21 protein-coding genes are annotated in these 26,566 nt (G+C 40.3%); 17 read left to right on the forward strand and 4 right to left on the reverse strand.

Annotation, left to right across the window (positions count from 1 at the left end; genetic code table 11):
• Nucleotides 1–74: 74 nt before the first annotated feature.
• From BWD42_RS00240 to BWD42_RS00275, 8 genes are all read left to right on the forward strand, one after another.
• On the forward strand, nt 75–713 hold the full coding sequence (locus tag BWD42_RS00240; RefSeq protein ID WP_077432487.1) for a hypothetical protein: 639 nt from the start codon (nt 75–77) through the stop codon (nt 711–713).
• 23 nt (nt 714–736) lie between these two features.
• Nucleotides 737–1,156, forward strand: coding sequence for a nuclear transport factor 2 family protein (locus BWD42_RS00245; RefSeq protein WP_077432488.1), 420 nt, complete (start codon nt 737–739; stop codon nt 1,154–1,156).
• A gap of 76 nt (nt 1,157–1,232) precedes the next feature.
• Nucleotides 1,233–2,024, forward strand: coding sequence for a hypothetical protein (locus BWD42_RS00250; protein WP_139350969.1), 792 nt, complete (start codon nt 1,233–1,235; stop codon nt 2,022–2,024).
• Between the two features lie 75 nt (nt 2,025–2,099).
• Complete coding sequence (locus tag BWD42_RS00255) at nt 2,100–3,359, forward strand: OmpA family protein (RefSeq protein WP_077432490.1); 1,260 nt, start codon at nt 2,100–2,102, stop codon at nt 3,357–3,359.
• A gap of 102 nt (nt 3,360–3,461) precedes the next feature.
• Complete coding sequence (locus BWD42_RS00260; protein WP_077435639.1) at nt 3,462–6,662, forward strand: SusC/RagA family TonB-linked outer membrane protein; 3,201 nt, start codon at nt 3,462–3,464, stop codon at nt 6,660–6,662.
• 99 nt (nt 6,663–6,761) lie between these two features.
• Nucleotides 6,762–8,234 carry a SusD/RagB family nutrient-binding outer membrane lipoprotein gene (locus BWD42_RS00265; protein WP_077432491.1) on the forward strand — a complete coding sequence of 491 codons (1,473 nt, stop codon included), beginning with the start codon at nt 6,762–6,764 and terminating at the stop codon, nt 8,232–8,234.
• A 25-nt stretch (nt 8,235–8,259) separates the two neighbouring features.
• The gene (locus BWD42_RS00270; protein ID WP_175991921.1) at nt 8,260–8,757 is read left to right on the forward strand and encodes a lipid-binding protein; all 498 of its coding nucleotides are present in this window, start codon (nt 8,260–8,262) and stop codon (nt 8,755–8,757) included.
• 103 nt (nt 8,758–8,860) lie between these two features.
• On the forward strand, nt 8,861–10,171 hold the full coding sequence (locus BWD42_RS00275; protein WP_077432493.1) for a hypothetical protein: 1,311 nt from the start codon (nt 8,861–8,863) through the stop codon (nt 10,169–10,171).
• A gap of 365 nt (nt 10,172–10,536) precedes the next feature.
• Here BWD42_RS00275 and BWD42_RS00280 read toward each other — a convergent pair whose 3' ends face one another.
• Together BWD42_RS00280 and BWD42_RS00285 are read right to left on the reverse strand one after the other, a co-directional pair.
• The gene (locus BWD42_RS00280) at nt 10,537–10,986 is read right to left on the reverse strand and encodes an SRPBCC family protein (RefSeq protein WP_077432494.1); all 450 of its coding nucleotides are present in this window, start codon (nt 10,984–10,986) and stop codon (nt 10,537–10,539) included.
• A 4-nt stretch (nt 10,987–10,990) separates the two neighbouring features.
• Nucleotides 10,991–11,662 carry a DinB family protein gene (locus BWD42_RS00285; protein WP_254846146.1) on the reverse strand — a complete coding sequence of 224 codons (672 nt, stop codon included), beginning with the start codon at nt 11,660–11,662 and terminating at the stop codon, nt 10,991–10,993.
• A 326-nt stretch (nt 11,663–11,988) separates the two neighbouring features.
• Between BWD42_RS00285 and BWD42_RS00290 the strand changes: the two genes are divergently transcribed.
• The 9 genes from BWD42_RS00290 (at nt 11,989) to BWD42_RS00330 (ending at nt 23,877) form a co-directional block, all read left to right on the forward strand.
• Complete coding sequence (locus BWD42_RS00290) at nt 11,989–12,597, forward strand: TetR/AcrR family transcriptional regulator (RefSeq protein ID WP_077432495.1); 609 nt, start codon at nt 11,989–11,991, stop codon at nt 12,595–12,597.
• A gap of 76 nt (nt 12,598–12,673) precedes the next feature.
• The gene (locus BWD42_RS00295; RefSeq protein WP_077432496.1) at nt 12,674–15,427 is read left to right on the forward strand and encodes a TonB-dependent receptor plug domain-containing protein; all 2,754 of its coding nucleotides are present in this window, start codon (nt 12,674–12,676) and stop codon (nt 15,425–15,427) included.
• A gap of 27 nt (nt 15,428–15,454) precedes the next feature.
• Nucleotides 15,455–16,729, forward strand: coding sequence for a parallel beta-helix domain-containing protein (locus BWD42_RS00300; RefSeq protein ID WP_077432497.1), 1,275 nt, complete (start codon nt 15,455–15,457; stop codon nt 16,727–16,729).
• Between the two features lie 2 nt (nt 16,730–16,731).
• Entirely contained in the window at nt 16,732–17,808 is a 1,077-nt protein-coding gene (locus tag BWD42_RS00305) for an SO2930 family diheme c-type cytochrome (protein WP_175991922.1), read from the forward strand.
• A gap of 39 nt (nt 17,809–17,847) precedes the next feature.
• Nucleotides 17,848–19,245 (forward strand): aldehyde dehydrogenase family protein, encoded by a 1,398-nt coding sequence (locus BWD42_RS00310; RefSeq protein WP_077432499.1) that lies wholly within the window; start codon nt 17,848–17,850, stop codon nt 19,243–19,245.
• Between the two features lie 24 nt (nt 19,246–19,269).
• Entirely contained in the window at nt 19,270–19,860 is a 591-nt protein-coding gene (locus tag BWD42_RS00315; RefSeq protein WP_077432500.1) for a TIGR00730 family Rossman fold protein, read from the forward strand.
• A gap of 133 nt (nt 19,861–19,993) precedes the next feature.
• Nucleotides 19,994–22,153, forward strand: coding sequence for a TonB-dependent siderophore receptor (locus BWD42_RS00320; protein ID WP_077432501.1), 2,160 nt, complete (start codon nt 19,994–19,996; stop codon nt 22,151–22,153).
• A gap of 6 nt (nt 22,154–22,159) precedes the next feature.
• Nucleotides 22,160–23,179 carry an ABC transporter substrate-binding protein gene (locus tag BWD42_RS00325; RefSeq protein ID WP_077432502.1) on the forward strand — a complete coding sequence of 340 codons (1,020 nt, stop codon included), beginning with the start codon at nt 22,160–22,162 and terminating at the stop codon, nt 23,177–23,179.
• Nucleotides 23,176–23,877 carry a class I SAM-dependent methyltransferase gene (locus BWD42_RS00330; protein WP_077432503.1) on the forward strand — a complete coding sequence of 234 codons (702 nt, stop codon included), beginning with the start codon at nt 23,176–23,178 and terminating at the stop codon, nt 23,875–23,877. Before BWD42_RS00325 ends, BWD42_RS00330 begins: the two co-directional genes overlap by 4 nt.
• Before the next feature lie 389 nt (nt 23,878–24,266).
• Here BWD42_RS00330 and BWD42_RS00335 read toward each other — a convergent pair whose 3' ends face one another.
• Both BWD42_RS00335 and BWD42_RS00340 read right to left on the reverse strand, forming a co-directional pair.
• Entirely contained in the window at nt 24,267–25,061 is a 795-nt protein-coding gene (locus BWD42_RS00335) for a (Fe-S)-binding protein (protein ID WP_077435643.1), read from the reverse strand.
• 7 nt (nt 25,062–25,068) lie between these two features.
• Nucleotides 25,069–26,367 carry a (Fe-S)-binding protein gene (locus BWD42_RS00340; protein ID WP_077432504.1) on the reverse strand — a complete coding sequence of 433 codons (1,299 nt, stop codon included), beginning with the start codon at nt 26,365–26,367 and terminating at the stop codon, nt 25,069–25,071.
• Nucleotides 26,368–26,566 lie beyond the last annotated feature (199 nt).

Consider the following 26,566-nt stretch of genomic DNA (forward strand, 5'->3'; position numbering starts at 1 on the left):
GGTTAATTTTGAAAAAGAAATTTATCATAGCAAGATATATTATAACACTAGGTTGAAATTAAATAAGAAAAGAAATGAATGCTAAAGTATCGAAAAAGAAATCAGATGGAATAAAAGGGCTGTTGCTCACCCTTTGTCTACTGTGTGTAAGTGCATTGTGCTGCTGCACATTCTATGGCTGTAAAAAATCAGAAAATGCATCCGAATTGCCTGAAGGTGAATTTGGAAATCATCCCAGATCTACTGTGCCGGATGAGCTGGTGGGGTATTGGATTGCTGGTGTAAGTTCGATCAGTAATTTTTGGGGATACGATGGGGTGTACAAAGGCCCTGCTAATGAAATTGCGGTTGGATACATGTTTTACAAAGATGGCCGGGCCAAGGAATACTTTTACTATACCAGCACATCCACTTATTGCCGTACCCAAGTGCTGGGTTATAAAGAAGGTACTGTAAAAATAGATCCGGCTAATAAAATGTTGGAAATGTTCTACGCAAGCGGTAATTACAGAGGGTATAATAGCTGCGGAACAAGCAATTCTCCCGGATTTGGTGAAACAAAGAAGTATACAGCTGCAGAACTATATCCAGAAAAAAAGAGAACGTTGAATAACTGGACAATCAAAGAGATTGACGGAAAAAAAGTACTTGAAGTTCCACTGGGTGGGGGTGAAGTACAACGCTATGTGAAATCAACTGAACCACAAAAATAATCACTTATAAAAATAGCATAACCATGAAAGGGATAATTAGCACATTGTTTTTTGTAGGCATAATAAGTATTGCAGCCAACGCTGCATCTAAGCCAAGTCCTATGCGGGGTTGGAAAGTTTCCAAAGTTTTAGATGCCTACGTGAAATCTGTCAGTGCGGGGGAATCACAATTGGTCGAGCACCTTTTTACGGATGATCTTGAGTATTACGTGAATGATAGGGCAGAACGACATTCCAAAAAGGAAATTATAAAATTTCTAAAATCAATCAAAGGGCATACCTATGACTGTGAGACAGCCTATAGTGTTCTTGACGAAACCACAACAAACTGCTTAGCTAAAATGACGATGCGGTTCCAAACCTTTACGCGTACGGACTATATCTATCTGAGTTCGACTGACGAAGGATGGAAGGTCTGTAAAATATTGGTTGGGAACGGGTAAAAACAAGCATACACTCTTCGGTCATACATTCTTACCGTATGATAATTTTAAATAAAGTATAAAAATGAATAATACAATGAAACATCAATTCCATTCAAAACAGGGAACTCTGGTCCTGTTATCATTTATAGGCTTGTCCATGTTTTCATGTTCTGACAAGTGTTCGACTTGCGCAGTGGAGCCAGAAAAAATTGAAAAAAAACTAAGTAAAATTGAGATCGACTCGGATAATTATAGTGAATTTAAGTATGCAAATGGCGTATTGGCCGAATTGATCGAGGTAGAAGGGGAAGGGCGGTCAAGATCCAAGATTACCTATGACAATAATAAGAAGCCTATAGCGGTTGAAAATGAGGACGGGAAGATTAAGTTCGTGTATACTGGAAACCTTTTAACGAAGGAGGAGATATCTTATACAGATTCTGAAATGTTCTCCTACAACCAATACGTTTATCAAGGCGAACAGATCAAAGAAATTACCGGTTACGGACTTGTCGAACAGGATGAACCTTATTATAGAAAAAAGTTATTTTATAATCAGAGCGGCGATGTGGAACGTGTGGAGGTTTATAATTTGACAGAAAATAATACACTCGTACCATCGGTAAAAATCAGTTATGAATACGATAATAAAGTCAATCCATATGTGACTACAGTAGGCTCATATCTTGCCCTGTTTACAAATAGCTACAGTAAGCATAATGTTATCAAAGAGGTCACGACCAATGCAGGGGGGACTCTAAATCAGACAATCACGACAATATATACCTATGACAATGCCGGTTATCCACTTACTGCAATGGAGAAAAAAGTAGAGAATGGTGGCAATCCGGTAGTGATCAATAGAAAATTCGTTTACCAACCCTAAAAAAACTTATTCAGTGGTAATTGAACACAAATAACAGCAGTTTAATCACCAACAATTTTATCCTAAAGTATAGCCATGAAAAAGATATTTTTTACTTCAGTTATGCTTCTGCTTGGCGGAAGTGCAATCGCCCAGGGCTTTCTTAATAAGCTTAAACAAAAGGCTGAAAATATGGCCACCAAAACATTGGAGAATGTAATTGATGGCAAGACCAATACCGGTAAGAAGACATCTGTTGAGTCCAATGCTTCTGGTGACGATAACGGACATCAGGAGAATGAGCCAGTTGGAAAAAAAACGGCATTAAGCAGCACAACTACTTACGATTTTATTCCGGGAAGTAAGGTCTTATTAGCGGATGATTTCTCCCAAGACGCGCAGGGACAGTTTCCATTGAAATGGTATACCCGCAGTAAGGGAGAGGTTGTCACCCTCAACAATGCCAAAGGTAAATGGCTCCGGCTTTATCCCGGAGCTTTTGTAAGTCCTGTAGTCAATATTGGCGAAAATGCAACCATAGAATTTGACCTGATTATGGATTGGCCTCTCGCTGGAGGCTACATGGTGCCTGCTTTTAATTTCGCTTTCTATGATCGGGGCAACAAAGGTGAGATCATGTCCTATGATTACCGCCTAAAAAATTGTCTCAAAGTAGGTATTGCTCCTTATCGTTCAGAAGCGGCGGTACAATTGACCTCCTATGAGAATGTCGCAAAGAAACTGGAAACAGATAAATATCGGGTGGCCAATTTTGACAGGAAAGTTGGAAATGTGATTCATGTAGCGATCAGTATTCAGAAAGAACGTATCCGTATCTGGTTAGATAAGGAGAAGGTCTTTGATCTGCCCAATGCAGTGCCGTTGAACAGCAACTTTAACCAGCTCAAGTTGGATATGGGCAGCTCCAATTATACCAACGATCAACTGGGATTCTATGTATCAAACTTCAAAATTGCTGAAGGGAGTGGGGATACGCGCTCCAAACTGCTGAGCGGAGGAAAGCTTGAAACCAGTGGTATTTTGTTTGCCACGAATTCCGCCGAAATAAAGTCTGATAGTGAGGGGACCATCAAGGAGGTGGCGACAGTACTTCGCGAGAACCAGGAAATGAAGATTCGTATCATAGGCCATACGGATGCGGTGGGAAATGCAAGCGCGAATTTGATCTTATCTAAAAAGCGTGCTGACGCTGTCCGCGATATCTTGATCAATGATTATCAGGTAAAAATTACGCAGATAGAAACCGATGGGAAAGGGGATACCGCACCTGTAGCTGATGAATCCAGTGAGCAGAATAAAGCAAAAAATAGAAGAGTTGAATTTATCAAAATTTAATAAGGACCGCTATTGGATAGCCATCGAGACAGTTTTTGAACAATGGTTTATTTAAGATCAAAATCGGTGGCTATACGCAAGCTAAATAAAATCAACAATCGTATGAATAAAAATTTACTTAGTTTTTTGGTAGGTAGCATGATGATGTCATCTGTTGCTTTTGCGCAGGACAGGAAAGTGAGCGGTCGTGTAACTGCTGCTGACGGGAAGCCATTGGCAGGCGTAACAATTGCTGTACAGGGATCCAATACGACTGCTCAAACCGATCAAAATGGCAATTATACATTATCTGTACCTATAGGAAAGGTACTTGTTTTTCGCTCGCTTGGATTTGCGGAGCAGACCCTTATTGTAAAAGACGGGCAGTCCGGTTTTAATATTACACTGGAGGACAGCAACAAGGCGCTGGAAGAAGTCGTGGTCACCGCCATGGGTATGTCGAAGCAGAGTAAAGCGCTTGGTTATGCAGCTACTACAGTTAAGGCCAATGATATCGTTGCAGCAAATAATATGAATGCAATGACAGGCCTACAGGGTAAGGTTGCCGGTGTCAGTATTTCAAATTCTGGGACAACGGGCGGATCGACAAAAGTAATTATTCGTGGCGTATCTTCTTTTTCAGCAAATAATCCTTTGTATGTCGTTGATGGCGTTCCCATTAATAATAGTTTTCAGGCAAAGGTTGAATCCAATAGTGGTTATCAGGCAAAAATTGAATCCACAAGGTCTATTGACCTGGGAAATGCCGCAAACGATATAAATCCCGATGACATTGAGTCAATGACAATTTTAAAAGGAGCTTCGGCAACGGCTTTATATGGTTCCCGTGCCGCACACGGTGTCATTATGATCACGACCAAAAAAGGAAAGTTGGGGCAGCATCTTTCAGTTACCTATAATGGAGCCATAAATGTGAGCAATGTACTGATGGTTCCCCAGACACAGCATTTATTTGGGCAGGGCTGGCCAGATTTTGATGCTGCAGAGAACGGTTCATGGGGACCAAAACTAGATGGGATCGAAAGGCCTTGGGGCTCTGCCATTAATGGAGTCCGTCAGACAAAGTCTTTTTCATATGTTAAAGATAACATAAAAAAATTCTACGTTTCGGGGTTGGATGCCACTAATACATTGTCAATATCAGGTGGTGGAGAGCGATCTTCCTACCTATTTTCCTACGGTAACTTTTATCAGCACGGCGTATTGCCGGGGCATCCGGATAAATTGAAACGCAATAACTTTTCTTTTCGTGGGAATACCAACCTCGACAGATTCACCTTTAATTACGGTGTAAACTATGTACGACGTGATTTAAATGCAATTTTCCAAGGGCAAGGATCGGCTGACGGGGGAAAGACAACTTTTCAGGAACTGATACAGACCCCAGTTGATATTGATATTTTGTCTATGGCGGATTATAACAATCCCTATTATAATTATGATAATTACTTTACACCGTATTCGTCAAACCCTTATAAAGCCCTGCTGGATAACGGGACCAAACTTCAGGAAGACCGTGTCTATGGAAATATAGATTTTTCCTATAAGATATTACCTTGGTTAACTGCTGTAGGTAAGCTAGGCGGTGATTTTGGAAGTATCAATACAAAGGATTTTTCTCAACGAATCACGTATACCCCCGGTTCTACATCGGCTGTGCATAAGAAGGCTATTACCACAGGTAGATATGGCGAAAATTATCGGAAGGCAAATCAAATTGATGCAACATTTATGTTCAAGACGGATAAGTCGTTCAATGAAGCGCTTAACCTGTCAGCGAATGTAGGGTATAACTTTAACCAGCAAGGGTTCAGTTATCTCGATTCCTACATTAGTGGTTTGAACATACCGGGATGGTACAGCTTAAAAAATACAAGCGGAACACCAGTTGTGGACAATATTTTCCTGAGACAGCGTCTGATGGGGTTATTTGCAGATGCTACATTGAGTTATAGAAATTACTGGTTTTTAAATGCGTCTTTCCGCTCGGATTGGTCGTCCACGCTTCCAATCAAACACAACAATTATAAATATGGCGGAATTAACACTGCATTGATTTTGACTGATGCTTTTGGGGAACTGAAGTCCGATCTGTTCAATTTTATAAAAGTTAGAACCGCCTGGGGCAAAACAGGGAACGATGCTTCTCCGTATCGTGTTCAAAATACCTATGCGAGCTCCCGTTTAGGTTTAGGATTCGGGGATATCGTATTGCCTTTAAAGGGTACCGCTGGATTACAGCATGGTAAATTGTTGGGTAATGATAATCTCAAACCTGAGATCACCACAGAATTTGAGTTCGGGACGGAGATGAAATTATTGAATAACAGAATTGGGCTGGATGTTTCTTATTATAATAGAAAAACAGTTGATCAGATCTATTCTTCGGCACTACCGCCGGAATCTGGTTTTACGACACGAACTCAAAATATTGGTGATATCCGAAATACAGGTGTTGAAATCGGATTAAATGCTACTCCGCTAAGAATGAAAGATTTTCAATGGGATCTGGGAATAAATTTTACGAAGAATAACAGTAAAGTTGTGAAATTATGGGATGATGTTAAGGAATTTAATATATACTCAGCCTATATGGTGGATTTTGTCGCCCTGATTGGCCAACCGCTTGGTGTATTTAAGGTTCCTGAAGTGATGACAGTCAAGAATGGTGAACATGCCGGTAAAGTAGTTGTGAACGGAACGAATGGGATACCGTTGACTGAGCCCAATTCCAAACGTACTATAGGAAATTATGAGCCCGATTTTGTCGTAGGTTTCAATACCAAATTTACATACAAGGACTGGAGCTTGGCCGGTGTACTGGATTGGCGCAAGGGAGGTTTTTTCTATTCTTACACAGCGCAGCTGAATTACTTTGTAGGAAATGCAACAGAAACTATGTACAACGAGCGCCAACCTTGGCTAATCCCAAATTCTGTTAAACAAGTGGGGGATCAGTATGTGGAAAATGATGTTCAGATCTCGGTGAACAACATTAATAATTATTGGAATCCGAGCAGCACCAATTTTATATATGATCGTGCTGTATTGAAACGCGACTTTGTTAAACTAAGGGAGCTTGTACTCACCTATTCATTGCCAAAGAGCATCCTTGGGTCGAAAATCAAGGGAGTTGATTTCAGCCTGGTCGGTCGGAATTTATTCCTCTGGACACCGAAAAATAACAATTTCGTAGATCCGGAATCAACAAATTATGGAAACGATATTATTTCCAATTTTGGTGAGTTTGCCGCTGGTCCAACATTTCGTAGTTATGGAGGTAGTGTTCGCGTACGGTTCTAATTATTTTTTGACACGATCAAATGATCCGCGATTGGCAGGTATAGAGGTAAGGGCAAATAATCGCGGTATAACAGAAGGCCTTTAAAAGACAAATTATTTATGAAAACAATAAAAACATTTGGATACATATTGATAGCGGGTGCATTAATTTTTAATTCGTGCGATAAGGCTTTGGATATCAACAAAGATCCTTATTTACCATCAGAAACCGATGCAGCTCCGGATCTTTTATTTCCGTCAGGCGTTGCATATAGTGCGGCGAAAATAGGCGGTGATCTGGAACTTATAGGTGGTTTTTGGGCACAGCATTATACGCAGAATAACACGTCCAATCAATACAAAAATATTGACTCCTATGCATTGACAATATCTTCTTATAACGGAATCTGGGCGAACCTTTTTGGGGGTGGAATGAAAGATCTGTATATCGCCAAAGAGAAAGCGCAAGCGGCAGGACTCTGGAATTATTATCTCGCGTCATCTGTAATGCTCGCTTTTGACTACCATGTTCTGGTAGATCTGTATGGCGATTTACCGATTAAAGAGGGCTTGCAGGGGGATAAAGGTGGCTATAATCCGAAATGGGATGAGGGGAAAGCTGTCAATGGATTGATATTGAGTCAATTGGACGATGTCTTAACAAAGGTTACCGAGGCCAAGGCACTTCCCAGTATGGGGAATCAGGACCTTGTGTTCTCAGGAGATATCGATAAATGGCGCAAGTTTGCGAAATCATTGAAGCTGAAAGTTTTAATGCGCGATTTTACAACAAACGCTTTGGCGATAAAGTCCCTACTGGAAGAAGGTGACTTGTTGCTCGCGGATGCACGGGTAGATGCATTTGAAGATATCAAAGATAAATCAAACCCACTTTTTGAATCCGATCGACGGGCCCTGAGCACAGGGGCGAATATCCGCGCAAGCAAAACATTATTATCTTATTTGCTGGAAAATAACGATCCCAGGATCGCGGATTTCTATGAAACCAATGATATAAACGGCCAATATACTGCATACGCGCAAGGAAATTATAATGCCACCAGTACTGAATATCCGGTGGGAAGTACCTCAAGGGCCAAATTAGCTGCAACCGATCCCGTATATTTTATGTCCCATGCGGAGGTAGAATTTTTACAGGCGGAGGCCTGGGCACGCTTAAATACTGTAAGCAAAGCACAAAGTCATTATGAATCAGCTGTGAAATTGGCATTCTCCAGATGGGGCAAGGATGCGACAGCCTTTCTAGGAACTGATGGGGCCTACGCGTTTAAACCAGGGGTAGCTGAATTGATGGTGGAGCAGATTATTACCCAAAAATGGATCGCATCAGCACGATGTCAGGCATGGGACGCCTTCTATGACCAAAATAGAACCGGATATCCAGTTGTCAGTACCGTACCGGCTGATGAGCAGAGTTATGTTCCCGGTCAATACACACCTTCATTAAATACTTCATTGGTTGGTAATGAGCTTCCAAGAAGACTACCTTATCCAAAGGTATCTTCGGATAATAATCCAAACACGCCCAAAGCGGTTTCCATTGATACAAAGATGTGGTGGCATAAAAAATAAGTTTAGATTTTCAATAAATAAAGAAATGAAAAATAGCTTTAAATACTTTTTCGTATGTCTTGTGTTAAGCTGTGTTGCTTGCAAAAAGGAGCAGCCCGCTGTGGCGTATTCTCCTATTTTCCCAGTCTCCGGAGAATGGCATACACGCGTATTCCATGAAGATGGTTCTTCGGCGAGTACAAACCTATTTACATTGAGCACGTACAACACTTCAGACAATCTGGCGAATGCGGCCTGGTTTAAGCTAAGTAACGCGGCCCAGCCCTTTGGCCTGTTGGCAAAAGTCAATATAGACCTGCAAAATAGAACTTTTGTGGCAGGTGAATATAAAAATACCCTGGCTGTACCAGCTGCTAATACCGCTGTTACGCTACTTGAGGGGAAGATTTTGTTAAACGCCTCTACACAGCCAAGTAAAACCGTTGCCGACAGTATTTATGTCAGGTATAAAACCGCTGTCAATGGTAAAATCTATATCGTAAAGGGGCACCGGAGGACACAATGGCCGGAGGATCAAAAATAGTATTTATAGGTAATAATGCCTATGAATTTAAGTGATTCAGCTCATGTTTATAGCCAGTAAATGCATCTAATTTTGCTACTGTTGATTATTAAATATTAAAGAAATGAACGTAAAATTTAACTGTTTATATATTTTTCTGATAGGAGTCACTTTTGGTGTGGCACTATTGGGCACATCCTGTAAAAGAGATCCTATTAAGCCTGAGGAAGAACCTGAGACAGAAATTGCGATCACACCCTTGGCGCGTCCGATTGGGGCTATCAAAGGGCAAGCTTCGCGTAAAACCATTGGTCCAGCCGGTGGTGTGCTGTCTTCAGCTGATGGACAATTAAAAATTTCTGTTCCTGCTGGTGCACTCACGGAGGAAAAGCTAATTTCAATACAGCCAATTGTACAGACCAATATCGCGGGTATCGGTTTATCTTACCGCCTGACACCGCACGATGTCACATTTAAGAAGGCGGTAACACTTACCTTCGACTGGAAGACGATAACCGATCAGGTCGGACTGCCACAAACCCTGGGATTTGCCTATCAGCAGCAAGATCAGGTTTGGAAATATGTCGGTGCAAGTAAAACGGATACGGTTCAGAAAACAATCAGTTATGAAACCTCCCATTTTAGTGATTGGTCGTTAATGAATAGGCTTTCATTGGAGCCATATGAAGCTTCTATCGAACCCGGACAGACCCAGGCGGTACGTGCCCTTATCTATACCCAGACAAAATGGGATGATCTTTTGACACCCCTGACCGGCACTGGTCAGGGGACCGAGCCGGGGTATCCTGTTGGAACACCCGCAGCCTTACCTAGCAAATTTATAGATTCTTGGGAGCTTGCGGGACCGGGTAAAATCGTTAAAGCAGATGCCAGTACCGTAACCTATCAGGCACCCGCTAGCGTTAATGGAAGTGCAACAGCCGTGGTAAGCCTCAAATTAAAGGCACCTCGCGCCGGAACTTATCTATTACTGTCCAATATCCAGATTTCAGGTAACGGCTGGATAGAGCTCAGTATTGCTGGTGGGGCACCTGTAAAGTTCCCGGCTTCTTCGGCTGCGAAATCGGGAAATAGCTACTTATTGTCAAATCCTGAAAATGAGGGTGGAGGATACTTTTTACTGCGATGGAATGGTGGTGTAGGCGACTATAAGTATGAAGTGTCCAATGGAGGCAATCATTTTCATTTTCAGACATCAAAAACAACCTACATGAGTAGATATTTTGATGAGATTATTAAAGATATAGTACCTAGTGGTGGACAAATTCAGATTACCAAAATAGATAAAGGTTGGGTTGAAGGGATATTTCGTGTGACGAATGCCGGTTATGGCCCGATGCTATTAGATATAACCTCAGCAAGTGGACGGTTCAGAGCAAAAATTTACGATTCGGCTAAAGCTAACAAGTCATAATTGAATGAAGAAAAAGTAGTTTTGCGAATGATATGAAGAAGCCGGCAGTCAATTAGAAAAGTCATTGTGTTGAACAATAAAGAACGAATAACTGATAATAGTTATGTTAGCATCGGTGTCCATTTGTTCGTTATATATTTGAACCAAAAGGTAAGCGCTGAAAGGTGCTTGGAGATCTGATAAGAATTTGTTTCATATGTTTATTTATGGCCCCGAGTCCCCAGTGGACGTGGGGCTTTTTTGTTTTTGCATTGGTGCGTCATATTATTGCTAGTCTTGTGAGAAAGTAGTGAAATGGAATATTAAAAAAAGCCAAACCCTATCTAAAGGTTTGGCTTTTTCTCTATTTTACCAATATATCCTTTTTATTTCTCGCTGATTTCTTTAAGAATTTGTAGAGCTTTTGGCCAGGCTTCGTCAAAATAATCAAGATACTCCTCATTGGTGTCCACGTCGACCTTTAATAATGTTTTGCCATCGAGATCAGAGAATGTGTAATTTTCAAATGATCCGGCCCATGCTTCCACAGCTGGTCCCTCGGTAATCTCTTTCCCTTTGTCTAAAATACCGTAGTGACGAATGGATATGTATTTATTTGGAATATTTTCGGCGATCTCAGCCACCATACCTTCTTTTTCACCGTCTTTATTGATACCTGTAAAATAAATCTTGGAACCCTTTTCCCAGCTACCTTCAAAGTCAGATGTTGGGTTGAAGGCGGTGGTCCATTTTTTGTACGTTTCTTTACCAAGCATTGTTTTAAACACATGATCGACAGGGGAGTCGATCGTGATCTGATAATTCATTTTCTTCATCTTCTTATTGTTTTGGAAAATTAGGATCTGCTTTTACTTCTTCAATCTGTTTGGTATGTCGGGCACAATGTGCAGCAATAAACATTAAGCCTTGATAACCATCTACAACGCCTGTCGGATAATCGTTAATATGGTTGCGGAGATCTTTGGCATCTGCTTTTTTTATGTAATCAATGACCGGTTGTCTTGCAGTCCGAAAATCAGTTAAAGCTGTCTTCGAGTCTTTGTAAATACCTGTCGGTTGGAGTTCTTTGGGAGCCTGAAACTTATGACTTCGATCAGTAATTGTCGTTTTTAGATTGTCATCAGTCATTTGTACCTCGCTTTTTCTCTCAGGTTGCGGAGCTTTTGTCAAAGATGCTTTTGCCATATCAAATATCATACGTTCAGAGAGTATAATATGTTCCAGGCATTGGCTGATGGACCATTTATCTGGGGCTGCTTTAAATTGCAGCTGAGCTTCGCTAAGACCTGAGACTTGTTTTTCGAGTTCTTTGGTTGTCTGGTCGAAGTATTGCAATAAGGAATCGGTACCTTCTGCCCCTATTGTAAGTGGGGCTTGCTCAATAACTTCGGTGTAATTGTTCTGACCTACACTTTGTTGAGGTACTGGGGTTGACGAAAGGAGTACTGCGCTGAGACCCGCAATCGCTATCATGTTCATAATCTGGTTCATATTTATAATTTTTTAAATTGTTAAACGTCACTTTCTCATTACAATTATAATGCATTTTTGTTTTTTTATTCTTTTCATAAGGCAAGAAAATAACTTCTTGAGCGGAGTGTAATTAAAAATTACGTTTTTTGAAATAGCGAATCCAAAACTACCTGCGAAATGTTAAATTTAACCTGTAGCAAGAATATGCAGGTTGGTATTTGCATTGAATATCAACTTGCTGGTGGAGATTGCTAGATAACAGTATTCACTTTATATATTTTCAATATTCAAACAATTTATTAAAATGTTTGAATATTGAAAATATATAACTAACTTTAATTCAGATGAACAAAAAGGAACAGGTTAAGGAGCGGATTGGTCAGGCCGCAATGGAGTGTTTTGAGCGATATGGTTTAGAGAAGACGACATTGGACGATATTGCGAAAGCCGTAGGATTGAACAAAACTTCGCTTTATTATTATTATAAGAACAAGGAAGATATTTTTATAGAAGTTGCGATCCGCGAGGGTGAGTCTTTTATAAATACATTGCAACAGAGTACGTTAAAGAAAAAAGGCGTGGAGAATCAGATCGGGTTCTATTTAGAATCGCGATTGAACTATTATACGAATGTTCTCAATATGAATAGGGTGTCGGTAGAATCGCTAGACAAGATTTTACCTCGTTTTTTTGAACTATATGATGCGATGATGGTGCAGGAAAAAGATTTTCTGACAAAGCTTTTGCTGCAAGCCATCGCTCAGGAGCAGCTGGATATGGAAGATCCAGAAAATACGGCTTCTGTACTAATCAATTTTGCGAATGCATTAAAACATAGTACAGAGCAACAAGCGATCCTAAAGAAGCAAGTCGAGATCGACTATGCGCAAAGTCTTCGGGATACTAAATTTTTGGTTTCCTTGATTTTCAAGGGAATCAGAAAACAAGGATGATGACCTGTCTCAGGGAATCATGGATGGGGTAAAGTGAGGCATTGAAGCGAATATTATACGCTAACCAATATAAACTATGAAAAAAATTACCTTATTAATCCAGATTCTCTGTATCTGCGCTCCATTTTCTTTGTTTGCGCAACAGACGATAAACGGACGTGTTAGTAATAGCCTGACCGGGGAGGCCGCCTATGCAATTTCCATACGTATAAAAGATAGTAAGGATGGTACCTTTTCGGATGATCGTGGTCGTTTTCAATTGAAAACGAATAGACCTTTGCCCCTAATCCTTTCTATTTCAGCGATCGGATTTGAACCCCGTGAGGTCCTTGTTGAAAGTGCAGCCTCTCCCTTAGAAATTCCGCTGAATGTTTCGCCGATACTGGGGCAGGAGGTGGTGGTGTCCGCTAGCCGAACAGTCCAGACCAAACTTTCTTCCCCTGTGACTATCGAGCAGATCAGCAACAAAGATATCCGTAATTCTGCCCAAATAAGTTATATGGATATGCTTCAGGGTCTGCGGGGAGTCGATGTTACTGTGTCCAGTATTGGTTTCACCAGTGTGACGACACGCGGGTTCAATACAAGCGGGAATACAAATTTTACACAGATTGTCGATGGTATGGACAATCAGGCTCCGGGATTGAATTTTCCACTGGGCTCAGTTATTGGTTTGACCCAGCTTGATGTGGATAATATTGAGCTTTTATCAGGAGCTTCTTCTGCCTTATATGGCTCCCGGGGACTCAACGGAACCATGATTGCAACTGGGAAAAATCCATTCAAATATCAGGGATTAAGTGTATTGGTGACGCAGGGGGTAAATCATATAAACGCTAAAAAGAACAATGATCCTGTTCCGGCATCGCCCTATTATGATTGGACAATTCGCTATGCCAAACAACTGAGCAATAAGATAGCTTTTAAGGTCAATGGTCAATATACCCAGGCAAAAGATTGGGTGGCCAATGATGAGACAAATAAAAATGGCTTGGGTACAGCGCTAACGGATCCCAATTATAATGGTGTCAATATGTACGGCGGAGCGACTTCGGTAGATATCAACCCTTTCCTGGAAGCTGCACTTGCTGGAAATCCAGATTTGGCGCCAATTGTTGAACCCTTGCTTGCCCATTCAAACTATGTTTCCCGGACAGGCTATCCTGAGTATGGGTATCTCGATAATAGGGCGAAGCTTTTTAAGGTAAATGGCGAATTTCGCTATAAGATTTCATCGGATATCGAAGCGATCGCTTCGGCGACTTTTGGCACTGGAAACATCGTGTACACCAATGATACCCGTTATCAGTTAAAAGGATTTAAAGTGGGCCAATATCGTTTGGAGGTACGAAATGACAAATGGTTCGTCCGGGCTTATACCACCCAGGAAAATTCAGGAAAAACACTCGTAGCCGGACCAACGGCCCAATACATTAATGAGTCCTGGAAAACAAGTTACGATGGAAATGTCGGGGGCTGGTACCCGGAGTATACAGCTGGTCTTCTTAATGCACTTGCCACTGGCACATCGCTTACAGATGCCCATCTCCAAGGACGTACTTTAGCTGATCAGGGCCGGGCAGAACTTGGTAGCGCATTATTCAATAGACTTAAAGATAGCATTAGCAATACGCCAATTTCAGAAGGTGGGACATTGTTTCTTGACCGCAGTAAGTTATATAATGCTGAGGCGCAATATAATTTCTCAGATCATATCAAATTTATGCAGGTCATTGCCGGTGTCAATTGGCGCCTGTATAGTCTCAATTCTAAAAATACACTTTTCCCAGATAAGGATAAACCTATTCATGTCAATGAATACAGTGCTTATCTACAAATGGCAAAGAGAGTCATGGATGAACGATTAAATATCGCGACTTCTTTTCGATATGACAAGAATACCTTATTTGCTCAACCACGGCTTACATCACGAGCATCATTGGTCTATGAGATGCAAAGACAGAATTATTTGCGTTTCTCTTATCAGAATGCATATAGTTTTCCTTCTAATATTCAGGCGCTCCAAAATACATTGAATGGGTATAATAGTTTTTCCTCCGGAGGATCTTCGCTATTATTGATTGATAACTATCAATTTGACCGCTATCCACCCTATACGTTAGAAAGTGTACAAAAATTTCAGGTTACAAATGATCCGAAAGTACTTCAGCATTTTAAGTTTGATGATATCAAACCACAGTCAGTCAATGCTTTTGAATTAGGATACGCAGCGATGTTTGGTAAGCGCGTCATGGTTGATGTGCTCGGCTATTTTTCAACATGGAAGAATTTTATCGGTTATGCCAATGTTGCCAATACGCCAGGCACCGACGATATCAACGCTTTTAAGGATCATGCTACCTATGTTCAATATAATGTCGCTTTTAATGGTGGAGAAACAGTAAATACATACGGGTATGCTGCCAGTGTGAGCGTAGATCTGGGCAAGAATTTTATGACCAAGGCAAACTATTACTCGGACTATCTTAAAAATAAAAACAATAGCCAGATCAATAACTTTAATACACCTAATTATCACTTTAACTTTGAATTTGGAAATAGTGGTTTTGGTAAAAAGCAAGTCTGGTCGTTTAGCACATCACTTCGGTATAAGCCCGGCTATTACTATGTTGTGTCAGGGGGGCTTGCGGCCGGGCAGGTGCCTAGCTCGACTGTGATTGATGCACAGGTGAGCTATAAGCTTATTAAAGCGCGTTCTGGCATTCGTATTGGTGGAACGAATATTACGAACAAATATTATTCTACCGGTATTGCCAACCCTCGCATTGGTGCGGTGTATTATGTCACTTATGCTTATAATATTTTTTAACCAAAATAAATCATAAAAAGATAAATCATGAAAAGAAATGTAGCAAACAGATTCATAATGCTGTTCATTGGGCTCACCTTATGGAGCTGTAAGAATCAGCAAAGTACGGACTATAATGTATTGACTTTTGGTCCGGGGCAGGAGGAAGCGATTGAAGAGGCTTTTCTGTCGATTAAAGATAGTACCAATATACACTTGAAAGCAGGTAAATATCGTTTTGAAAACCTGAGTATCGCCCAGGTAAATCATATTAAAATCGACGGCGAGGGGCATGATAAAACAATTGTTGATTTTTCGGGGCAGACACAGGGGGGAGAAGGGATCCGTATCACTGATGTCAAAGGGCTAACCATCGGAAATATGACGATCCGGGATTCAAAAGGTGATTTATTGAAGATAAACAATAGTCAGGACATCATTATTGCAGATCTACATAGTATATGGAGTTCAGCCGATTCTACCAGCGGTGGATATGGAATTTATCCCGTACTCTGTAAGAATGTGCTGATTGAGAATTGTTATGCCGAGGGAGCTTCTGATGCCGGTATCTACGTAGGACAGACCAAAGGAGTGGTGGTAAGAAAATGTAAAGCATTCAAAAATGTGGCTGGCTGTGAAATTGAAAATACAACAGATGCTGAGGTATATGACAATGAGTTTTATGGCAATACAGCAGGTTTTTTGATTTTCGATCTACCTGATCTATCGCAGCGAGGTGGTCATGTGAAAGCTTATCGTAACAAGATCTATGATAACAATTTCAAGAATTTTGCGAAAGGAGGAAGTTTTGGAACTTTTTGGGGAGTAGGAAACGCCTCTCCCGGAAGTGGAATTATTATCCTTTCCACCTCAAATATTGAAATATATGACAATACAATTGAAAAAAATAATACTTCGGCGATTACTATAGCTTCTGGTTTTGCTGTAGATGAAAAAGCTGCTGAACGTATCAATGCTAACTACTCCCCAATACCGACCCATATTAAGATCCATGGCAACACCATAGAGATGGACGACAAGTTCCCGAAACCGGCTTATGAACATCGTATTGGCCAATTAATTATTGCTACTGAAGCACAGCTGAATGCCGTTGAACCTGATCGCAAAGTAAAAAGAATCCCTGCGATCCTGTACGATGGAATCACCAGTAACATGATGACCAATGGTACTTCCTTAAATCCAGATTCTATTTGTATTGACCAGCCCGGTGAAAATATGTTTGTTTCGGCAGATTTTAAACATGCGGGGCAAGCAGATAAATGGAAACCATCAAGTAATGTGAAACCATTTCAATGTAAATAACCGTGAAAAATATAAAATTGACCATTGGTGTTATCATCGTTTTGACTGTATTCTCCCTAACTTTGCAACAAAGCTGCCGACAGGGGAAAAACAAATCAGAACAAACTAATACATCTTTCGTATTTAAGGAAAAACTGTCTGATTATGGTTTTTTTAAGGGAAGCCTAAGTAGTCTAATGCCGCGAGAGGGGGTGCTTCCGTACGAGCTAAGTACGCCTTTGTTTTCAGACTATACGGTTAAAGATCGTTTTATTGTTCTTCCACAGGGAAAATCAATTGAATATACTGAACAGGGACCTTTGGATTTTCCTGATTCAACCATAATTGTTAAAAATTTCTCCTATATCAATGTTCAGGGACAAAAGGTCGTCATCGAAACCCGCTTGTTGGTCAAAGATCCAATAGATCACAAATGGAAAGTCATGAATTACCTTTGGAATGCGGAGCAAACGGATGCGGTTAAACATATTAGAGGATCGAAACTAGCGATTACTTTGGTCGATAACTCCGGTATTAAACATACAACAAATTATATGGTGCCGAATACGAATGATTGTAAACGTTGTCATAATAATGCATCGAAACTAATGCCAATAGGTCCTAAAGCGCGTAACCTGAATTTTGTGCGTGCGGGCGATTCTGTCAACCAATTGACCCACTGGAGTTCGCTGGGATTGTTGAAAAATATGCCAGACTTAAAGAATATTTCACTACTGCCCGTATGGACCGATACAGAAAAATACAGTATCGAAGAACGTGCCAGAGCTTATTTGGACATCAATTGCGCACACTGTCATACCAAAGGTGGGGACGCATTTAATACAGGGTTATTTCTCAATTATGAGGAGAACGCATCTGCACATCTCGGTGTAGATAAAGCGCCCGTATCTGCCGGAGGAGGGGCTGGTGGTTTAAACTTTGATATCATACCCGGTGACTCAAAGCATTCGATCCTGCTTTATCGGATGAATAGTACCGAACCGGGAACGGCAATGCCCGAATTGGCCCGAAGTATTATCCATAAGGAAGGTGTGGATTTGATCCGCCAATGGATAGATAATATGCCCAGGAAAAAATAAAAATATCATCACCTTTCAATTTATATTAATTAGAACAACATGATTGAGCAAATAGATTCAATATTTCAGCAACAGCAACTCTTTCAAATCGAATTACGACAGAGTGATGCCCAGCAACGGATAAAAAAGCTGCGTAAATTACGTTGTGCGATTGAAAGTAACGAAGATTTAATTTATGAGGCATTGGCGAAAGATTTGCGTAAATCAAGAAATGAGGCGGCAATAAGTGAAGTATTATTTATCTATGGTGAAATCGATTTTGCTATTCGCCATTTGCAAAAATGGATGCGGCCCAAACGCGTAGGGAGATCGGTGACAAACTTGCTGGCAAAAAGTTCAATCGTCTATCAACCCAAAGGAGTGGTTCTGATTATATCGCCATGGAATTACCCCTTTCAGCTTACGATGAGTCCCTTGGTATCTGCGATTGCCGCGGGTAATTGCATCGTACTGAAACCTTCTGAACATAGTCCATACACAGCAACAGTGATTCAGAAGATGATATCCGAATCATTTGATGTGGAAGAGATAGTCTGTATAACGGGTGAAAAATCTACAGCGGAAACTCTTTTGAAGCTTCCTTTTGATCATATTTTCTTTACTGGTAGTTCTTCCGTTGGTAAACAGATTATGAAATCAGCCTCCGACCATTTGAGTTCAGTAACCTTGGAGCTCGGAGGGAAATCACCGGTCATTTTGGATGAAACCGTCCATCTCGAAAAGGCTGCAAATAAAGTGGCCTGGGGAAAATTGATCAATGCTGGTCAGACTTGTATAGCTCCAGATTATGTTCTTATTCCGGAAAAGCGACGTGACGAATTTGTGGGACATTATTTAAATGCGGTCAAAAAAATGTTTTTTTCGAAGGATGATAAAATAGATCCTACTGTCTACGCAAAAATTATCAACCAGAGGCATGCTGATCGTCTTATTGCTTTGATCAATAAGTCGGTTCAAGGAGGAGCCCGATTAGTTGAAGGCGGTGTACTGTCTGAGGATTTAACATTGAGTCCGACATTGTTATTAGATGTTTCATTGGATAATGCGATCATGGGAGAGGAAATTTTTGGACCTATCCTTCCAGTGATAACGTATGGGAAATTGGAAGATGCAATTGCTATCGTAAATCGAAGTGAAAAGCCACTTGCATTGTACGTATTTAGCGAAAACAAACATCATATTCAACGGGTTGTCCAGCAAGTAGCATCGGGCGGCGTTTGTATCAATGATGTACTTATCCATGTTTCCAATCCTCACTTGCCATTTGGCGGTGTTAATGGTAGCGGGCAGGGAAGTTGCCACGGTTTTTTTGGCTTCAAAGCATTTTCACATGAACGCGCTGTGATGCGTCAATCCAGATACGCATTTTCTACAATGATTTATCCACCATATCAAGGGAAAAAAATGATATTTAAATTGCTGAAAAAATGGATTTAGGAAGCTTATTTTTTATACTTGTATATGAATAAAATCAAAAGCATCGTTGTGTTTTGTGCTTCCAGTTTGGGCAATTCAAGCATATATGAAGATCAGGCGAAATCTGTCGGTTATACGTTTGCTCAGCGAAACATTCAGCTGGTATACGGAGGTGGTCGCGCCGGATTAATGGGCGTGGTTGCAAATGCCGCCTTAGAAAAAGGTGGTGAGGTCGTTGGCGTAATTCCCCACTTTCTAAACTCAAAAGAAAGAGAGCATCGCGGCGTAACAAAATTAATTACGGTAGATAGTATGCATGACCGTAAACGGATCATGAATGATCATGCCGAAGGAATAATAGCTTTGCCTGGAGGATTCGGAACCCTTGAGGAACTTTTTGAAATGACTACCTGGGGGCAACTCGGTCTACATCGTAAGCCAGTGGGAATATTAAATATTAATGGGTTTTATGATCATATGATCAAATTTATGGATCATATGGTTGTTGAGGGACTATTAAAACAGGAGAATAGAGAAATGCTGTTGGTAAGCGATTCAATTGAAGATCTATTAGATAAGATGGAAAATTATGCGGCGCCGGAGGTAACGAAATGGATTGACAAAAATGAGATCTGAGCGGATCTTATTGTTTTAATGGCTACTTAATTTCTAAGACAATCTTAATATTACTCTTATGGTTTATTAAGATTGTTCTTATTGAGTTTTAATGTTGTTTTTGGATTTTTGTAGCAAAAATCTTTAGCTAAGTATGTTACAATTCAAAGGCCTTGTTACACCTTTATTAATTGCTGCTCCTTTTTGTCTTAATGCACAGACTATTTCATCTGACACCTTAAAGTTGTTGAAAATTGATGAAATAGAAATTACCTCTAAGTATTACAAGCGGTATAATCCCAAACAATTGTCTGAAGCATTGCGCTTAGAAACCTCTTTATTGAAAGCCCCACAGCATATTCAGGTCATTAATAGCGAGATTTTTCGGGATCAGGCAGTATTAAACCTAAATGAAAGTGCTACGCGTAACGTAAGTGGAACTTTTAGAGAAGAATTACACAATGGTATATCCCCCGATATATATTCGCGTGGCGGCTATATCAGTGCACAACGTAATGGCGTGGATATGCGTCCATTGGGCAAGGGGCCGATAGCCGATGATTTGGCGATTATTGAAAGGGTGGAATTTGTAAAAGGCCCAAGTGGCTTTATGCATGCTATTAGCGATCCATCTGGTTCTTATAACATCATCACGAAAAAACCGACGGGAGAAACTAAAAGAAGTTTCGATTTGCTAACCGGAAGTTTTGGCTTATTGCGCGCCGCGGTAGATTTGGATGGACAACTTGATAAGAGCAATAAAATCCAATATCGTTTGAATGTCATGGGCATGCGCAGTAATGGATTTCTTAAATATGATCGAAATAACCGATTATTATTCGCACCCGCATTAAAATATCAATTTAGCGAGCGCACAACAATAACGGCCGAATACATCTATCAACAATTGAATTATCTTCTCCTCAGTGAAGCACAGATGTCCCCTTACGGTTATGGCACACTTCCGAAAGATTTTACCATTACCGACCCTAGTATACGACCTTTTGTAGGTAACGACCATAATGCATTTCTGACTTTTCAACATCGATTTAAGAGCGATTGGCAATTGACAACGAAATTAGCGTATATCCATAGCGGCTATAACGGTACATTGTTCTGGGTGAATGGTGCGAATGCTCAAAATAAGGATATTTTGGATAGAAATCTAGTTTACGATTCGAATAAGTACGGTATCTTTTCTACGCAGGCATACCTGAATGGATATTTTAAAACTGGAAATGTCGGCCACCGTATCATCACTGGAATTGATGTCAATAATAAATCATCCCGAAGTTGGGATACATGGGGCACAGCGACAACAGTCTATCCGCTGTCCATCACGAATCCACAGTATTCGGAAACAATACTTAATACAGGTATAGGTGGCGATTTTGTTTCGGAGAATGATTTTACTTCCGAGGGAAGTAAAATACATCGACAACTTTTCTATGTTTCGGCTTATGCAATGGATGAATTACTTTTTCTGGACGAAAAACTACGGATTTCTCTCGGTTTACGTGTCACTGCATCGAATGGCAAAACAAATGATTATGGTGCAAAGAGTAACTCAGAAGATGTTGTTTTAACCCCACGATTGGGAATCAATTATGCCTTGGATCAAAATACTTCGCTCTACTTCTTACATGACCAGAGTTATTTGCCACAAGCAGGGATTTCCGTGGATGGTACAGCATTAAAACCATTAAAAGGAGTTAACTACGAATTAGGGATTAAACGTGATTGGATGGAAGGAAAATGGAATACAAGTGTTTCTGTCTACCATATCGAAAGAAATCGTTTGATCACACCTGACCCAGTATCCAATCTGATCTATCAGACTGGGGAAAGTAAATCGAGAGGAGTTGAGTTTGACCTTAAGGGAAGACTGGCGAAAGGCCTGAATGCGGTGATTAACTATGCTTACACGGATTCTAAAATCTCTGCTGACGAAATGAAACCCGAAAATATAGATATGGCCACACCTAATCGGGTAAAGCATATCCACAATACCTGGTTGAATTATCTATTGCCTATCGAACGTGTAAAAGGTTTGACGGTATCCTTGGGATACCAGTTGCTCGCCGGCCGAGCTGAGCGTTTTACATCAACGAATCCTATAGCCCTAAAAGATATCTTTCGATTGGATGCCGGAGCAGGATGGAGCAATGATAAGTATCGTATTAATCTAATCGTCAATAATCTATTGAACGAAAAAATGTATTCTACAGCTTGGCGTAATGGTAGTGGAAATATGTACTATTGGGTACAAATGGCACCTATACATGCAAGGCTCTCGTTGGGAATAAATCTGTAAAAAACGATGAAAATAAATTTTATAAAAAAGCTTATAGTGGTCCTATTTCCTATTTGGATAGGCTGTAGTGGCGAAAATCAAAAAGGAAAAGCGAATGGAGCCGCCTTTGAGGTAACCGATGCGCAAGGGCATCTTATTGCGTTAGAGAAACCTGCAGAACGTATCGTATGCTTATACGAACCCGGATTGGACGCGCTATATATGCTGCAGGCTGAGCATAGAATTGTTGGGCTATTTAATGATGTTTATTCCAGTGATGAACTATTTCCCTTCTTTTCGAAAATGGATGCACGAATCTTGGAACGGAAATTACCAGTAGTAGGGACAAATAATCAGGGAAGCGTTGAACAGATTGTCGGACTCAGTCCAGATTTAGTAATCGTACATGCTGGTCAGGCGGATCTGATAGAGGGCTTGCGGAATGCTGGAATGAAGGTGTATGCAACGAAAGCCGAATTGAAAGCGGAGGTGTTTAAAACAGTGGAGGATATTGCCACACTTACAGCGAGTACAGAAAGAGGTATGGAGTTGATTTCCTATGTAAAGCAGAAAGCGGAACTCATCAAAAAAACTTCCGATACGATAGCAAAGAAAAGACGGGTATATTTTACCTGGGCGTATGGACGTGTTTTTTCGACAACAGGTACGAAGAGCATGATGCACGCTTGCCTGGAAATGGCCGGCGTTGAAAATGTCTGTCCTTTTGAGTTGGATCAACCGAATATTAACGCGGAAACATTGATCGGTTGGAACCCTGATATGATTGTCATGTGGAACGATAGTCCACAATTATTTTATAAACGAAAAGAGTTTGCGGATATTCCTGCGATAAAGGAGAAGCAGATTTTTAATCTGTTGCCAATGTTTGCCTACAATCCACATACGTTGAAGGCGCTTTGTACAGCAACGGCAATACATCATTGGGCGTATGGTGATAAGCAATTAGATCAGAAGGGGCAGGTTGAAGAAATTATTACCCATCTTTATGGAAAGCAAAAAGCTGATAAAATTATAGATTTATTATGATAATTGACAGAATTACATCGTATTGGGACAAACAAAGTAAGATTTGGCGTGAAGAGAAAGAAGAGGCTTGGTCCAAACCCGAAACAGCAAATTGGTTGGAGTTTTTCGAAGAATTATTGCTTGACCCAAAGTTGGGTGGAAAGAATATTTTGGAGATAGGGACTGCTTCAGGATACTTTGGTAATATTATGACCAAGGCAGGCTTTGAGGTGACCGCTATTGATCTCTCTCCAAACATGATCAATGAAGCAAAACAGGTTTCTGATGCATTGAATCTAACAGTGGATTATCACGTAATGGATGCTCAAAATTTAGCATTTGATGATGATAAATTTGATCTTGTTTTTACACGTCTTATGACCTGGACGATACCGGATTTATTTAAATGTTATCGTGAAATATTTCGGGTATTGAAGCCCGGAGGAAGGTTTATAAATTTTGACGGTGATTTCGGAGCGACAGTTTTCAGTCAAGAGGGGCATGAAAGATATCCTAAAGAAATTATGGAAGAAGCAAATGACATCAAATCCAATTTGGATATAAGCAAATATAGCCGACCAGAAAGAGATTTATATCTATTGGATAAGGTGGGCTTCATTGATTTAAAAAATGATAATGAAGTTCACAATAAAATCTATTCGAAACCTGAGGAAGAAGATGGATTATTCATGCTAAGTGCTATAAAGCCAATGCCCTAGGCCTTCCTGTTACCATCTGTTTATCTTATTTTAAATAAAAAACTACCTATGAGGCTGTAAATTTTTAGGATTGCGGCCTCATGCGTTTTAAAAAAAATGATTTTTTTTTCAATAGTTCGGATTTGATCAATATTTTCTCGGAAATCATCAATAAATACATGAAAAATGAACGCTAAATTTGAAATGGTTAATTCATTGGTTGAATGGAGGATATCATATATTCCTCTTAGCTAGCCGGTAGCATAGGTACCCTTATTTTAACCGGTAGGGTAACCTATGACGGCTAGTTCTTACCAATGTTGAAAGGCAATTCCTTTCAACAAAAGGAGGCTTGATCTTCGGATCAAGCCTTTATTAATTTATGCTGATGATTGACCGATCGAAACTTTTCAAAGTTTATTTGCACGGGCAGTTATTTCAGCAATATCAAGTACTTCAATTTCGGACTCTTTCTCTTTTATTTTGACCCCATCTTTTAACATCGTCATACAGAAGGGACATGCAGCGGCAACAACTTGGGGCTGTGCGGCTATAACCTCTTCAATACGTTCGATATTAATATCTTTCTTCCCTTGTTCAGGTTCTTTGAACATCTGGCCACCGCCGGCACCACAGCACAGCCCATTGCTTTTGCAACGTTTCAATTCGACAAGTTGCGCATCCAGACTTTCAAGTACTTTTCGGGGTGCTTCGTAAACTTCATTTGCCCGCCCCAGATAGCAAGGATCATGATAGGTTATTTTTTTACCCTTAAATATCGTATTGTCGGCCGGTTTCAACTTCCCTTCGTCAATGAGGCTTTGGATCAACTGTGTGTGATGGATAACTTCATAGTTACCCCCCAAAGCAGGGTATTCATTTTTAAGTGTATTAAAGCAGTGTGGACAAGCAGTGACGATCTTTTTGATTTCATAACCATTCAATATTTCGATATTCATCATAGCTTGCATCTGAAATAGAAATTCATTCCCACTTCTTTTTGCGGGATCTCCGGTGCAGCTTTCTTCTGTTCCAAGAATTGCATAGTTGAGCCCAACATGCTGGAGAATCCGACAAATATCACGTGTTATTTTTTGAGCGCGCTCATCAAAACTACCAGCACATCCCACCCAAAATAATATATCGGGAGCTTCTCCCTTAGCTAACAGTTCAGCGACTGTTGGAACTTTTAATTCATTTTCCATCATTAAACTATTGTTGTTGAGTCCAATTCGCACGATCCATTTGTGCATACTTCCATGGAGCACCATTATTCTCAATGTTGCCAAACATATTGTTGATACTTGCGGGGGCCTGAGATTCCTCCATAACCGCAAATCGACGAAGTTCTACGATAATGTCCAAAGGGTTAATATTGACAGGGCATTGCTCGACACAGGCATTACAACTTGTACAAGCCCACAATTCTTCGCGACTGATATAATTGTCGATTAGCGACTTTCCATCTTCCACAAAGCTTCCATTTACCTTAATGTTTTTACCTACTTCAGTTAATCGATCCCTTGTATCCATCATTATTTTTCGCGGGGATAGCAGCTTTCCCGTAATATTGGCCGGGCAGGAGGAGGTACAGCGACCACATTCTGTACAGGTATAGGCATCCAGAAGGCTTTTCCATGTTAGATCCTGCACATCTTTGGCGCCAAAGCGAGCTACGGTATCTGAAGATGGTGGCGTAAAACTTGGATCAAGCATCGCTTTTACTTCGTTGGTGACAGCGGGCATATTGGATAATTTTCCCTTCGCATCCAAGCTTGAAAAATAAGTGTTTGGAAAAGCCAGAACGATATGCAAGTGTTTCGAATAGGGCAGATAGTTTAAAAAAGCTAATACACCTAATATGTGAAACCACCAGCAAAACCTTTCGATGATATACAGTGTACTAGTAGAGGTCGGAAGATAGGGTAATAAATAATGGCTTACCGGAAAGGAGCCCACAGAACTAAAATGTTCATACCCGTAAAGCTGTAATTTGAGGTCCGTCGCATTCATTAACAGAAAGGCCGACATCAGCAGAATTTCTGTAATCAAAATAATATTAGCGTCTGTTTTGGGCCAGTTGTTCAGTTCTCTACTATTTAGACGATTTACTTTGACAATATTTCTTCGAATAAGGAAGACCAGGCAGGACACGAGTACAGCAAGTGCCAGCCATTCAAATGAACCGATCAAAAAGTTATAGAAACCGCCCAAGAAGGAAAAGATCCGATGCGTTCCGAATAAACCGTCAATAATGATTTCCAGCATTTCGATATTGATAATAACGAAACCCAGATAAACAAATAAGTGTAGGATGGCGGGAGTAATCCGCTTAAACATCTTTTTTTGTCCAAAAGCAACCAAAATCATCGTTTTCCAGCGCTCTGGAGCTCGGTCCGAACGATCTAAATCTCGTCCTAATTTTATATTACTGTAGATCTGTTGCACATTTTTACCAAAGAAAAATAATGCTCCTAAAAAACAAACCGCAAATATTAGCTGACCTATCATATGCTCGAATATTGGTTACAAAACAAATATACTATAATATTTTATTATGCTAACATAATAAAAATAAATCAAAAAAATAAGCTTATAAAGGTAATTTTCTGAAAAAATATCCCTATTCTTATAAGCACCAACAGCCATGAAAATCAACTGAGGATTCTTTCTGACCAATAGAAAACAGATACTTTCAGAAAAAATAAAG

This window comes from Sphingobacterium sp. CZ-UAM, assembly GCF_002000245.1.
Lineage (GTDB): Bacteria > Bacteroidota > Bacteroidia > Sphingobacteriales > Sphingobacteriaceae > Sphingobacterium.